Here is a 12150-nt window from a genome sequence, read left to right as displayed (position 1 = left end):
CCCTCCCATGTTCGGAATCAGCTTTCCCGAGATGATGCTGGTAGGGTTCGTCGCCCTGCTGGTGCTGGGCCCGGAACGCCTGCCAGGTGCCGCGCGCACCGCGGGTCTGTGGATCGGTCGCCTGAGGCGCAGCTTCAACAGCATCCGCCAGGAAGTGGAGCGCGAGATCGGTGCCGACGAAATTCGCCAGCAACTGCGCAACGAGCATATCCTGTCCATGGAACAGCGCGACAACCGGCCCAAGCCTGCCGCTTCCAGCCCGGAAGTCCAGACGCCGCCCGCCGTCGCCGCTCCACCCATGCCCCAGGACGTGGTTGCCGAACGCCCGCAGGATCCGCCCCAGACGCCGCCAAGAGCACCATGAGCGACCAGCCTTCCGAACATGACGACCAGGAAATGCCCCTGGTCTCGCACCTGACCGAATTGCGTACGCGCATCCTGAGATGCGTGCTGGCGACCTTCCTGATCTTCCTCGGGCTGTTCTACTTCGCCCAGAAGATCTATGCCTTCGCTTCCGAGCCGATCCGCCGCGTGCTGCCCGAAGGCGCGACCATGATCTCCACGGACGTCACCTCGCCCTTTCTCGCCCCCTTCAAGCTTACCCTGGTGGTGTCGTTGTTCATCGCCATGCCGGTGATCCTGCATCAGGTCTGGGGGTTCATCGCGCCCGGGCTCTATCGTCACGAGAAGAAGGTCGCCATCCCGCTGCTGATCTCAAGCATCCTGCTGTTCTATGCCGGCATGGCCTTCGCCTACTTCCTGGTGTTCCCGATCATCTTCCACTTCTTCAGCAGCATCACGCCGGAAGGCGCCATGATGATGCCGGACCTGAACGCCTATCTGGATTTCATCCTGACGCTGTTCTTCGCCTTCGGCGTAGCCTTCGAGATTCCAGTGGCTACGGTGCTGCTGATCTGGATCGGCGTGGTCGACGTGGACTACCTGAAGAAGATCCGTCCCTACGTCATCATCGGCTGCTTCGTGGTCGGCATGATCCTGACGCCGCCGGATGTCTTCTCCCAGACCATGCTGGCCGTGCCCATGTGGCTGCTGTTCGAGATCGGCCTGCTGTTCGGTCGCTTCGTGCAGAAGCGCGAGCGCCCGGTCAACGATGACGACGCCAGCCCCGACGCCCAGCCGCCTGCCGAACGCCCGTGAACCTCATCCTGCTCGAGGCGGCCGACTTCACGGCCGCTGACCGGGTCGTGCTGCGCGATCCGCGCCGTCTCGCCCATCTGCGCGAGGTCCACCAGGCTGAGGCAGGCGATCGCCTGCGGGTTGGCCTGCTGGGCGGGCTGATGGGTACCGGCCAGCTCGAGTCTCTCGATAGCACCCACGCCAGCCTGCGGGTCGTGCTCGACCAGTCGCCACCGGCCAAGCTGCCACTCACCCTGCTGCTCGCCCTGCCCCGTCCCAAGATGCTGCGCCGAGTGTTGCAGACGGTGTCCGCCATGGGCGTCGCGCGGCTGGTACTGCTCAACAGTTATCGCGTGGAAAAGAGCTTCTGGCAGACGCCGTTCCTGGCGCCCGAGGCCATCGAGGAGCAATTGCGCCTCGGGCTGGAGCAGGCGCGGGACACGGTGTTGCCGGAGGTGCTGATCGAAAAGAGATTCAAGCCCTTCGTCGAGGATCGCCTGCCCGCATTGGCAGCCGGCAGCCGGGGCCTGGTCGGCCATCCGGGCAGTTATCCCGCCTGCCCTCGTGCCCTCGGCGAGCCCGTGACGCTGGCGATCGGTCCCGAGGGTGGTTGGATACCCTACGAGGTGGAGAAGCTGCAGGAAGCGGGCCTGGCGCCCGTGCAGCTCGGTGAACGCATCCTGCGCGTCGAGAACGCCGTACCCGCCCTCCTCGCACGCCTGTTCTAGCCTGATCACGGACAAGAAAAAACCCCGGTGTCTCATGACACCGGGGCTTTTTCATGGGCGGAGCGCCTCCTCAGGAGGCAGGCCGCGGGGTCATGCTGGCTGGACTGGCCGCGGCATCCGCGGCCGAATCGCTATGGGTGCGTGGCCGCAGGGTCGCATAGGCTTCCCGCCAGTTACGGTACTCCTCGGCCTTCCAGACCTGCAGGTGCAGTTGCGCCATGCCATCCGGATCGCTTAGTAGACGCCACTGGTCGTCGCCCTTGGTCTTCTCGGGACCGGCAGCCAGGACCCGCGCCACCCGCTCTTCGCGCAGCCGACGCGCCGGCTCCACCACCTTGCCGTGTCGCCCACGGGCCATGGCGATGGCCAGGGCGTTGAGCACCGGATCGACGGTGGCGCGCAGGAAGCCCTTGGTCAGGGCGTTGCGGTTGTTCAGGTGCAGATACTCATCGGTCGCGACCAGCTCCCGTGGCGGAGCGTACTCTTCCGGAATCAGGAACAGGTGATGGCGACGACTGCCCAGGCCCAGGTTGGTCCGACTGGAAATCACCGACACCGGTGCCGACAGGATCAGCGATACCACGATGGGCGACAGCCACCAGAGGAAACGTGGGTCCAGCCAGGCGACGCCGGCGGTCCAGATCAGACCGAGCAGCATCTGCGAGCCATGGCGGCGGAAGGCTTCGCTCCAGGGCGTGTCGTTGTCGTCACGCTGGGGCGAGTTCCACTGCACCGACCAGCCGAGGAAAGCAGCGGTGACGAATACCGTGTGGAACAGCATCCGCACTGGCGCCAGCAGCACCGAGAAGAGCATTTCCAGCAGCATGGAGAGGGACAGCCGCAGACCACCGCCGAACTCCTTGGCGCCCTTGGCGATGATCAGCACCACGCTGAGCAGCTTGGGCAGGAACAGCAGCACCAGGGTGGTGGAGAACAGCGCGATGGCCTGTTCCGGATGCCACTGGGGCCAGACCGGGAATAGCTGCCGCGGCTGGAAGAAGTACTGCGGCTCCAGCAGCTTGTGGATCGCCAGCAGCGCCGTCGACAGCACCAGGAAGAGGAACCACAGCGGTGCCGACAGGTAGGACATCACCCCGGTGAGGAAGACCGCGCGGTGCACCGGGTGCATGCCCTTGACCAGGAACAGCCGGAAGTTCATCAGGTTGCCGTGGCACCAGCGACGGTCCCGCTTGAGTTCGTCCAGCAGGTTCGGCGGCAGTTCTTCGTAGCTGCCCGGCAGGTCGTAGGCGATCCAGACCCCCCAGCCGGAACGGCGCATCAGCGCGGCTTCGACGAAGTCGTGGGAAAGGATGGCGCCCGCGAAGGAACCGGTACCCGGCAGTGGCGCCAGAGCGCAGTGGTCGATGAACGGCTTGACCCGGATGATGGCGTTGTGACCCCAGTAGTGGGATTCACCCAATTGCCAGAAGTGCAGGCCCGCGGTGAACAGCGGTCCGTACACCCGGGTAGCGAATTGCTGCAGGCGCGCATAGAGGGTGTCCATGCCCGACGCCTTGGGCGCGGTCTGGATGATGCCGGCACGGGGATTGGCTTCCATCAGCCGGACCAGGCTGGCCAGGCATTCGCCACTCATCACGCTGTCGGCGTCGAGCACCACCATGTACTTGTACTGGCTGCCCCAGCGACGGCAGAAGTCGTCGATGTTGCCGCTCTTGCGCTTCACCCGACGGCGACGACGACGATAGAAGATATGCCCGAAGCCACCGACCTCGCGGCACAGCTCCAGCCAGGCCTTCTCTTCGGCCACGCATTTGTCCGGATCGTTACTGTCGCTGAGGATGAAGAAGTCGAAGTGCTCCAGCTCGCCGCTGGCCCGCACCGACTCGTAGGTCGCTCGCAGGCCGGCGAAGACCCGCGGGACGTCTTCGTTGGCGATGGGCATCACCAGGGCGGTACGCGACTGGGGATCGATCGGCTCGGTACCGGTGGAGCTGGCCGAGATGCTGTACTTGTCACGCCCGCTGAGCAGTTGCCAGAAGCCCATCAGGGCGGTCCAGAAGCCGGCGGATACCCAGCAGAACAGCAGGGCGAAGAGCAGCAGGATGCTGGTCTGCACCACGTAGGGCAATACCTGACGGATGGACTCGCCCCAACCTTGACGGTAGATCTCGCTGAGATCGACCAGCGCCCAGCCCTGATAGGGCAGCACGGCCTTCATGTACCAGGTGGCGATGCCGGTCTGCACCAGCATCAGGATCAGCAGGACGAAGCGCCGGAAGGAACCGACCTTGCGCCAGTGCGCATGGGCATCGGCCTCGGGATCGGGTTGCCAACGGCTGTGGTCCTTGCGGCCGAGCAGACGCTTCCAGCTCCGCGCCACGGGATTGGTGCGCCAGGGATCGGGCACCATCATGGAACGGGTCATGGGCGGGGTGGCCTTGATGAAGACCCGACCCTGGGCATCGCTGCCCAGCAGCTCGCCGTCTTCCAGGGTATCGTCCCAGCCGGCGGCGAGGCGCGCCTCGGTGGAGGCGATCACCGCATCGGTGCCCTGGGCGCCCTCGCCACGGACACCGGCCAGTTGCCGGTGCAGCGTCTCGACATCGGCGGCCGAAGCCAACCCCTGCCGCTGCCCAGCGGGCAACGGCAGGTGCTCCAGATAGTCACCAGTAGCGGCGACCGAGGTATCACGGGTGCTGTTATTCATTGGCAGGTAGCTGGTAAGTCCAGGTTTCGCTGAGCGGCTTGTCACCCTGGGCGAGGTTGGCGCGCATTTCCACCGGTTTGGTCTGATCCTTGACCTTGAGTCTCAAGGTCAGGCGATAGCCCTTGGTAACCGGGTTGTAGCGCACAGAGTTCTCGATCAGTTCACCGTTGGCGTCCAAACTGACCTGGGAGCCGACCTGGGAATCCTCGGGCAGGTCATCGAGGTTCGGACCTTCGAAGTCGATGATGTAGGCCAGACTGCCATCGGTCTGGCGCACCAGGTTGGACTGGCGCACGTCACCGGTGGACAGACGGGTCTGGGAGACCCAGGCCAGGTCCTTGGTGTGCAGCGCCGGCTCATCGGTGGTGAAGTGCAGCCGGTAGCTCATCTCGATCGGCTGGCCCTTCTCGGGCAGCGTATCCGGCGTCCAGAAGGCCACGATGTTGTCGTTGGTCTCGTCCGGCGTGGGGATCTCCACCAGTTCGATGTGGCCCTTGCCCCAGTCACCCTTGGGCTCGACCCAGCCGCTGGGACGCTTGTCATAGCGCTCGTCCAGATCCTGGTACTTATAGAACTCGTGGCCGCGCTGCAGCAGACCGAAGCCACGCGGATTCTCGATGGTGTAGGTGCTGACCGAGAGGCGCCGCGGGTTGTTCAGCGGACGCCACAGCCACTCGCCATTGCCGGCGGCGATGGCCAGGCCATTGGAATCGTGCAGCGCCGGACGATAGTTGACCTGGGGGCTCGGCTGGTTGGGGCCGAACAGGTACATGCTGGTCAGGGGAGCGAGGCCGAGCTTGTTGACGTTGTCACGCAGGAACACCTTGGACTCGACGTCGACGGTGCTGTCCTTGCCGGGCGTCAGCACGAAGCGATAGGCGCCGGTGGCGCGCGGCGAATCGAGCAGCGCATAGATCACCAGGTTGCGGCGATCCGCCTGGGGCTGTTCGATCCAGAATTCGGTGAAGCGCGGGAATTCCTCGCCGGACGGCAGCGCCGTGTCGATGGCCAGGCCGCGAGCCGACAGGCCGTAGACCTGGTTCTTGCCGATCACGCGGAAGTAGCTGGCACCGAGCATGGTCATGACTTCGTCGTACTTGTCCGCCTTGTTCAGCGGATAGAGCACCTTGAAGCCGGCGAAGCCAAGATCCTTGAGCTGGGCCTGGTCGATCTGCAGGTTGCCGAAGTTGAACATCGAAGGATCGTACTTGATCTCCTCGACGTTGGTGGCCGTGACCTCGTTGATCTTCACCGGCACGCTGTAGTGCATGCCCTCGTGATAGAAGTTGAGGCGGAAGGGGGTCTTGGCATCCTTCCAGTAGGCCTTGTCCTGATTGAAGGTGATCTGCTGATAGTCGGCGTACTTCATGCCGCTGAAGGATGCCGGCAGGTTGCTCTTGGGCGCGACGAACTTCTGGCCGGAAAGCTCCTTGGCCTTGGCAGCCACGTCGTCCAGGCTGAAGGCCAGGGCCTGGGCACTGAACAGGCCCAGCGCGAGGGTGAGCCCGGCAAGGGCGAAGCCCTGCTTGCCCGGCTTAACTTTGGAATTGGATAACACGCAGCCTCCTAAATCAGCGTACGAATACGTTCGGCGACCCACGGTCGCGAAACGGATAGGCAGTGGTCCGACTCCCTCAGGGGGCAATGATTCCCCAATTGGACGACCGTTCAAACTCGAACTGCGCAATCATAGACACTTGGCAGGGCGCTGTAAGGGGCACCCTCACTAAATCGACAATAAAAATGTCACCGGGCCGTCGTTGACCAGGGAAACCTGCATATCGGCACCGAAACGCCCGGTCTGCACCTCCGGATGCAGGTCACGGGCGAGACTTACCAGATGACTGAACAGTCGCTCGCCCTGGGCCGGCGGCGCGGCGGTGGAAAAGCTCGGCCGTCGCCCGCTGCGGGTATCGGCGGCCAGAGTGAACTGGGAGACCAGCAGCAGACCGCCGCCGACATCCTGCAGGGACAGGTTCATGCGCTGTTCGCCGTCGGCGAATACCCGGTACTCCAGCAGCCGCTTGAGCATGCGGCCACAGGCCGCTTCGTCATCCCCGGGCTCGATGCCGACGAAGACCAGCAGACCTGGACCTATGGCGCCGACCGTCTCTCCCTCCACCTCGACGCTGGCGCGGATGACCCTTTGCAGCAGCGCCTTCACTCGGCCTCCTGCGGCAGGTCGAGCAGCTGGCGAGCGATCTGGTCGGTCGCCCGCACCAGGGCGTCGCAGATACCGGGCTCGCTGGCCGCGTGGCCAGCGTCGCGGATGATCTGCAACTCGCTGCCCGGCCAGGCATGGTGCAGCGCCCAGGCATTGTCCAGCGGGCAGACCATGTCGTAGCGACCGTGGATGATCACCGCCGGGATATGGGCGATCCTGGGCATGTCGCGCAGCAACTGGTCAGGTTCGAGGAAGGCGTCGTTGACGAAGTAGTGGCATTCGATGCGGGCGATGGCCAGGGCGTGCTCGCTGAATTTCTCCAGTACCTCGGGATTCGGTCTCAGGGTCGCGGTACGGCCTTCCCAGCAGGACCAGGCACGGGCGGCGGACATCTGCGCCAGTTCGTCCGGGCCGGTCAGGCGCCGGTAGTAGGCGCTGATCAGCTCACCGCGCTCTTCCTCGGCGATGGGATTCAGGTAGTCCTGCCAGAAGTCCGGGAAGAGCCGGCTCGCCCCCTCCTGGTAGAACCACTGCAGGTCCACCGGTCGGCAGAGGAAGATGCCGCGGACGATCATCGCCCGGACGCGCTCGGGATGGCGTTGGGCGTAGGCCAGCGCCAGGGTCGAACCCCAGGAGCCACCGAACAGCACCCATTGCTCGATGCCCAGGTGCTCGCGCAGGCGCTCGATGTCTTCCACCAGGTGCCAGGTGGTGTTGTTCTCCAGGCTGGCATAGGGCGTGGAGCGGCCGCAGCCGCGCTGGTCGAAGGTGACGATGCGATAGAGATTGGGGTCGAAGAAGCGCCGGCTGAGCCGATCGCACCCGGAGCCGGGGCCACCATGGATGAACAGCACCGGCAGACCGTCGGGCGAGCCGCTCTCGTCGGCATAGAGCACATGGGGGGCTTCGACGGCCAGCTCGTGGCGGGCGTAGGGCTTGATTTCCGGGTACAGATTCAGCATGTCGCGCTCCGCGGTGCAGGGTCGGCCTGTTCATCATAGACCTGCACCTTACCGGGTTTCCATGCCGCCCGGGGCTTGCCTGCCGTCCGCGCCTGCCCGCACCATCATCAGCCCTTCGCCCGAGGAGTCCCCATGTCCGAGCCCAAGCTGCACCTACTGCTGATCGACCCGCAGAACGACTTCTGCGATCTGCCGGGCGCCGCCCTGCCCGTCCCCGGCGCGGTCGCCGGCCTGCAGCGCGTCGCGGCCCTGGTCGAGCGCCTTGGCCCGCGCCTCGACCAGGTGCACCTGACACTGGACTCCCACCAGCCCTTGCATATCGCCCACCCGCACTGGTGGCAGGACGCCCGAGGTCGACCGCCAGCGCCCTTCACGCAGATCGGCGCCGACGAAGTGGCCAGCGGCCGCTGGCAGACCCGTGACCCGGCCCAGCGGGCCCACGGCCTGGCCTATGTGCGGGCCCTGGAAGCAGGCGGGCGCTATCGACTGGTGATCTGGCCGGAGCACTGCCTGGTCGGCGGCTGGGGACACGGTGTGCAGCAGGACGTGCATCAGGCACTAAATAACTGGGGACGAGCACAGGGGCGCCTGGTGGACTTCATCGCCAAGGGCGGCAATCCCCGAACGGAGCATTATTCGGCCCTGCGCGCCGAGGTGGCGGATCCGACAGACCCGAGCACCGAACTCGATGCCCGACTCATCGCCCGTCTGCAAGACGCCGATACCCTGGTGGTGGCCGGTGAAGCCCTGTCGCACTGCGTGGCCAGTACCCTGCGCGATCTACTCGAGGTCTGGCCGGCAGACCGGCGGCAGGATCTGGTGCTGCTGACCGATTGCAGCCATTCGGTGCCCGGTTTCGACGATCAGGGCAAGGCCTTCCTGGCCGAGATGCGCGCTGCTGGCGTGCGGCTGGTGGCGTCGACGGACGAGCTGTTCTAGTGTGGTGTTTCAGACGTTCACGCAAGAATTGGCGAGTGATTTTTGGGTCCTGGCTAGGCGCCGCGACGAGCCATAGCAGAGCTATGGCGAGGAGTGGCAACGCCGCCGGGGCCGAAAAAGCGCCGCCAAAATTGTGTAGATAACTTCTGAAACACCACACTAGCTCGTCCGTCCAGCCCCTATTTGATCTCGTAGAGACCGGTATAGGTCGCCGAGGCCAGTTGATTGAGGTGGATCATGAAGCGACCGACAGCGTTGGTGGCGTCCGCCGGTACCGGCAGCTGAGCGACCTTGAGCGCATGCAGCTGGAAGATGTAGCGATGCGGCTTGTCGCCCTTGGGCGGCGCCGCACCACCGAAGCCACGGGTGCCGTAGTCGTTGATCAGTTGCAGGGCACCGGCCGGCAGGCCGGCACCATCGGCGCGACCGGCATCTTCCGCCAGGCCCTGGGTATCGACCGGGATATTGACCACGACCCAGTGCCAGAAGCCGCTGCCGGTGGGGGCATCCGGATCGTAGACGGTCAACGCCAGGCTCTGGGTGCCGGCCGGCAGGTCGGACCATTGCAGGGCGGGCGAGACATTCTCGCCGTGGGCACCGAAGTCGGCCACATCGAATTCGTGGCGCTTGGGCATGAAGCCATTGTCGGCGAAGGCATCGGTCCAGAGTTTCATGAACGGGCTCCTGTCACTCAAGGCATATGGGCGTCGGTCTCGCGCCAGACCAGACGGTTGAGGTTGTAGCCCTTCTCGCGGGCGATACGCAGCAGCTTTTCGCTCTGCGCCGCGGAGATCTCGGGGCTGCGCGCCAGCAGCCAGAGGTACTTGCGATCAGGGCTGCCGACCAGCGCGGTCTTGTAATCGTCGTCGACATAGAGAATCCAGTACGGTCCCTTGGCGACGTTGGGCAATACCCCGCTGAACCAGGTATCGAAGCGAACTTCCAGGCGATCGGTCACGCCCGGCTTGATCGGCGTGGCGGTGCCCGTGGCTTCCTGGACCTTGCCATCCAGGGTGCGGCAACGGTTGAACACCGCGACCTTGCCGTCGGCCATGACGTGGTAGTTGGCTTCGGACTGGGCGCAGTTGCGCTGGAAGAACATCGGTAGCCGCGCCAGCTCGTACCAGTGCCCCTGGTAGCGCTGCAGGTCGACATTGCCGGCGGTGAGCGGCGGCACCGGCTTCGGGCCGCTGGCGCAGGCCGCGAGCAGACCGGCGGCGCCCGCCAGCAGTAACAATTTGGTAGAAGTTTTCATCGCAGCCCCTGCCCGGCGAACATCGCCACCTTGTCGTTGAGATACTGCACGCTGATGAAGGAGCCGCGATCACCCCAGGTACAGGTGGTGACGCCCAGGGCGCCGGCGCATTCGGTGGGCGCGCCCAGGATCTGCTCCACTTCCGCCTTGGTCTGGCCGGCCTTGAGCCGTGAATAGTTTTCCTGGGTCACCTTGCCACACGCGGCCAATACCAGGCAGCTCAACAGCAGCGACGCCGTACGCAGCTTCATGGGTCCTCTCCTCCATCCTGACGGCAAGGCTATAGAACCCGCCTGGCCGTCAGGGTTCGCCGTCTCAGCCGGCGAGGTAGGAAGAGCGGGTCAGGCCCAGGCGCATGGCGTCGAGGAACTGGGTCCGCTCGCGGGCGGTGAGCCGTGCGCTGGCGACCTTGTCGCGGTAGTAGGTCATCAGCTCTTCGGGCGAGAGGTGCACGTACCTGAGCATGTCCTCGATGGTGTCGTGGGTCTCGATGCCGCCATGGCGTACGCTGCCGTCGGCATCCTGGTAGACGTTCACCGAATCGGTATCGCCGAACAGATTGTGCATGTCGCCGAGGATCTCCTGGTAGGCCCCCACCAGGAACACCGCCAGCAGGTAGTCCTCGCCTTCGCGCACCTCGTGCACCGGCAGACTGGTCTCGATGCTCTGCTCGTCGACGTACTGCTTGATCTTGCCATCGGAGTCGCAGGTGAGGTCCTGCAGCACGGCGCGACGCACCGGCTCCTCGTCCAGTCGAGTGAGGGGCACGATGGGCAGGATCTGGTCGATGGCCCAGGTATCCGGCAGGCTCTGGAACACCGAGAAGTTGCAGATGTACTTGTCGGCCAGCTTGTCGTTGAGTTCGTCGAGCACCTGGCGGTGGGACCGCTGACGCGCCTTGAGCTGGTTGTAGAGACGGCGGCAGATGGCGAAGTAGCACTGCTCGGCCAGCGCCTTGTCGCCCAGGCTGAGACTGCCCGCGGCGTACTGGGCGGCGGCTTCGCTGACGTACTGGGTGGCGCGCCAGTAGGTTTCGGTGACCATCTCCGGATCGGTATCGCCGAGCAGTTCGGCCAGCCACTGCACCACCTCGGCCTTGCCTTCGAAACGCTCGCTGGCCGGCACGCTGTCATTATGGCGCTCGACGTCGGTGACCTGCATCACCAGCATGGCATGGTGGGCGGTCATGGCGCGGCCGCTTTCCGAGAAGATGTTCGGATGCGGCAACTCCTGCTGGTCGCAGAATTCCTTGAGCATGCCGACCACGGTACCGGCGTAGTCGTCCATGTCGTAGTTGATGGAGCTGGCATTGCGCGAGTGGGTACCGTCGTAGTCCACGCCCAGGCCGCCGCCGACATCGATGTGGTCGAGCGGCAGGCCCAGGGCGCGCAGCTCGGCGTAGTAGCGGATGGCTTCGCGGAAGCCCTGACGGTAGTCGGCCAGGTTGGCGATCTGCGAGCCCATGTGGAAGTGCAGCAGCCGCACGCCCTGTTCCAGGCCGGCGGCGCGGAAGCGCTCGATCACCGACAGCAGCTGGGCGGCGGAGAGACCGAACTTGGATTTCTCGCCGCCGGTATCGGCCCATTTGCTCGACGCCAGGGATGACAGGCGCACGCGCAGACCGACCTGGGGCGTGACCTTGAGCTCGGCCGCCTCCTCGATCACCAGCGGAACCTCGGATTCCTTCTCGATGACGATGAAGACGCTATGCCCGAGCTTCTGGCCCATCAGCGCCAGGCGGATGAATTCGCGGTCCTTGTAGCCGTTGCAGACGATGGTGCCGCCCTTGGGCGCCAGCGCCAGCACCGCCATCAGTTCCGGTTTGGAACCGGCTTCCAGGCCGATGGAAACGTCGCGGGTGGCGATGATGTTCTCCACCACCGCTTCCTGCTGGTTGACCTTGATCGGATAGAGAGCGGTGTAGCGGCCCTGGTAGTCGAGCCGCTCGATGTTGCGGTCGAAGGCGCCGGTCAGGTGGCGTACCTGGCCTTGCAGGATGTCCGGGAAACGGACCAGCAGCGGCAGCGAGAGCCCTGCCTCGCGCAATTGGCCGACCAGCACGTGCAGGTCGATCGGCGAACCGTCCGGGCCATGGGGACGTACCTCCACGTTGCCGGCGTCGCTGATGGCGAAGTAGCCGGCGCCCCAGTGGCGAATACCGTAGACACTGCGGCTGTCCGCCACCGTCCACTGGCTGCCGTCGTCTTTGCGCGTGCGTCGTGGGGACATTCGCGGGAATCTCCTGTAGGGAATCTTGCTTGGATGGACCGCCGCCAGGGGCGGTAAGTTGTACGCAG

Annotated in this window: 12 protein-coding genes; 4 read left to right on the top strand and 8 right to left on the bottom strand. The window is 65.0% G+C overall.

The window, feature by feature from the left end; all coding sequences use genetic code 11:
• Positions 1–7 precede the first annotated feature (7 nt).
• The 3 genes from tatB to AR540_RS18610 are packed head-to-tail and all read left to right on the top strand — an operon-like array spanning position 8 to position 1865.
• A complete protein-coding gene (tatB, locus tag AR540_RS18620; protein WP_059230852.1) occupies positions 8–364 on the top strand; it encodes a Sec-independent protein translocase protein TatB in 357 nt (118 codons plus the stop codon).
• Positions 361–1158, top strand: coding sequence for a twin-arginine translocase subunit TatC (gene tatC / locus AR540_RS18615; protein ID WP_059230850.1), 798 nt, complete (start codon positions 361–363; stop codon positions 1156–1158). Before tatB ends, tatC begins: the two co-directional genes overlap by 4 nt.
• On the top strand, positions 1155–1865 hold the full coding sequence (locus AR540_RS18610) for a 16S rRNA (uracil(1498)-N(3))-methyltransferase (protein WP_059230848.1): 711 nt from the start codon (positions 1155–1157) through the stop codon (positions 1863–1865). The genes tatC and AR540_RS18610 overlap by 4 nt, the downstream gene beginning before the upstream one ends.
• Positions 1866–1935: 70 nt before the next feature.
• On the opposite strand, the gene mdoH is transcribed toward AR540_RS18610, so the two are convergent.
• From mdoH to pip, 4 genes are all read right to left on the bottom strand, one after another.
• Positions 1936–4533, bottom strand: coding sequence for a glucans biosynthesis glucosyltransferase MdoH (gene mdoH / locus AR540_RS18605; protein WP_059230846.1), 2598 nt, complete (start codon positions 4531–4533; stop codon positions 1936–1938).
• A complete protein-coding gene (locus AR540_RS18600) occupies positions 4526–6091 on the bottom strand; it encodes a glucan biosynthesis protein G (protein WP_059230844.1) in 1566 nt (521 codons plus the stop codon). Before AR540_RS18600 ends, mdoH begins: the two co-directional genes overlap by 8 nt.
• A 168-nt stretch (positions 6092–6259) precedes the next feature.
• Entirely contained in the window at positions 6260–6697 is a 438-nt protein-coding gene (gene dtd, locus AR540_RS18595) for a D-aminoacyl-tRNA deacylase (protein WP_059230842.1), read from the bottom strand.
• Positions 6694–7659 (bottom strand): prolyl aminopeptidase, encoded by a 966-nt coding sequence (gene pip, locus AR540_RS18590; RefSeq protein WP_059230840.1) that lies wholly within the window; start codon positions 7657–7659, stop codon positions 6694–6696. The genes dtd and pip overlap by 4 nt, the downstream gene beginning before the upstream one ends.
• Positions 7660–7791: 132 nt before the next feature.
• On the opposite strand from pip, the gene AR540_RS18585 reads away from it, so the two are divergent.
• A complete protein-coding gene (locus AR540_RS18585) occupies positions 7792–8598 on the top strand; it encodes a hypothetical protein (RefSeq protein WP_059230838.1) in 807 nt (268 codons plus the stop codon).
• A gap of 179 nt (positions 8599–8777) precedes the next feature.
• Here AR540_RS18585 and AR540_RS18580 read toward each other — a convergent pair whose 3' ends face one another.
• The 4 genes from AR540_RS18580 to speA all read right to left on the bottom strand — a co-directional run bounded on the left by AR540_RS18580 (position 8778) and on the right by speA (position 12082).
• Positions 8778–9272, bottom strand: a complete 495-nt coding sequence (locus AR540_RS18580; protein WP_059230836.1) for a YbhB/YbcL family Raf kinase inhibitor-like protein — start codon at positions 9270–9272, stop codon at positions 8778–8780.
• 17 nt (positions 9273–9289) lie between these two features.
• The gene (locus tag AR540_RS18575; protein ID WP_059230833.1) at positions 9290–9853 is read right to left on the bottom strand and encodes a lipocalin family protein; all 564 of its coding nucleotides are present in this window, start codon (positions 9851–9853) and stop codon (positions 9290–9292) included.
• On the bottom strand, positions 9850–10104 hold the full coding sequence (locus AR540_RS18570; protein WP_059230831.1) for a hypothetical protein: 255 nt from the start codon (positions 10102–10104) through the stop codon (positions 9850–9852). The genes AR540_RS18575 and AR540_RS18570 overlap by 4 nt, the downstream gene beginning before the upstream one ends.
• 64 nt (positions 10105–10168) lie before the next feature.
• Entirely contained in the window at positions 10169–12082 is a 1914-nt protein-coding gene (gene speA / locus AR540_RS18565) for an arginine decarboxylase (protein ID WP_059230829.1), read from the bottom strand.
• Between the last annotated feature and the right edge of the window lie 68 nt (positions 12083–12150).

Source organism: Pseudomonas sp. EpS/L25 (genome assembly GCF_001512295.1).
Taxonomy (GTDB): Bacteria; Pseudomonadota; Gammaproteobacteria; order Pseudomonadales; family Pseudomonadaceae; genus Chryseomonas.
The sequence above is the reverse complement of the archived record's forward strand: the minus strand, read 5'-3'. Positions and strand labels throughout refer to the sequence as shown.

Bases quoted from the DNA above. Each gene is read 5' to 3' on its own strand.
- AR540_RS18585 (WP_059230838.1), top strand. From the start codon at position 7,792: ATGTCCGAGCCCAAGCTGCACCTACTGCTGATCGACCCGCAGAACGAC.
- AR540_RS18570 (WP_059230831.1), bottom strand. From the start codon at position 10,104: ATGAAGCTGCGTACGGCGTCGCTGCTGTTGAGCTGCCTGGTATTGGCC.
- tatC (WP_059230850.1), top strand. From the start codon at position 361: ATGAGCGACCAGCCTTCCGAACATGACGACCAGGAAATGCCCCTGGTC.
- pip (WP_059230840.1), bottom strand. From the start codon at position 7,659: ATGCTGAATCTGTACCCGGAAATCAAGCCCTACGCCCGCCACGAGCTG.
- speA (WP_059230829.1), bottom strand. From the start codon at position 12,082: ATGTCCCCACGACGCACGCGCAAAGACGACGGCAGCCAGTGGACGGTG.
- AR540_RS18580 (WP_059230836.1), bottom strand. From the start codon at position 9,272: ATGAAACTCTGGACCGATGCCTTCGCCGACAATGGCTTCATGCCCAAG.
- mdoH (WP_059230846.1), bottom strand. From the start codon at position 4,533: ATGAATAACAGCACCCGTGATACCTCGGTCGCCGCTACTGGTGACTAT.
- tatB (WP_059230852.1), top strand. From the start codon at position 8: ATGTTCGGAATCAGCTTTCCCGAGATGATGCTGGTAGGGTTCGTCGCC.
- AR540_RS18575 (WP_059230833.1), bottom strand. From the start codon at position 9,853: ATGAAAACTTCTACCAAATTGTTACTGCTGGCGGGCGCCGCCGGTCTG.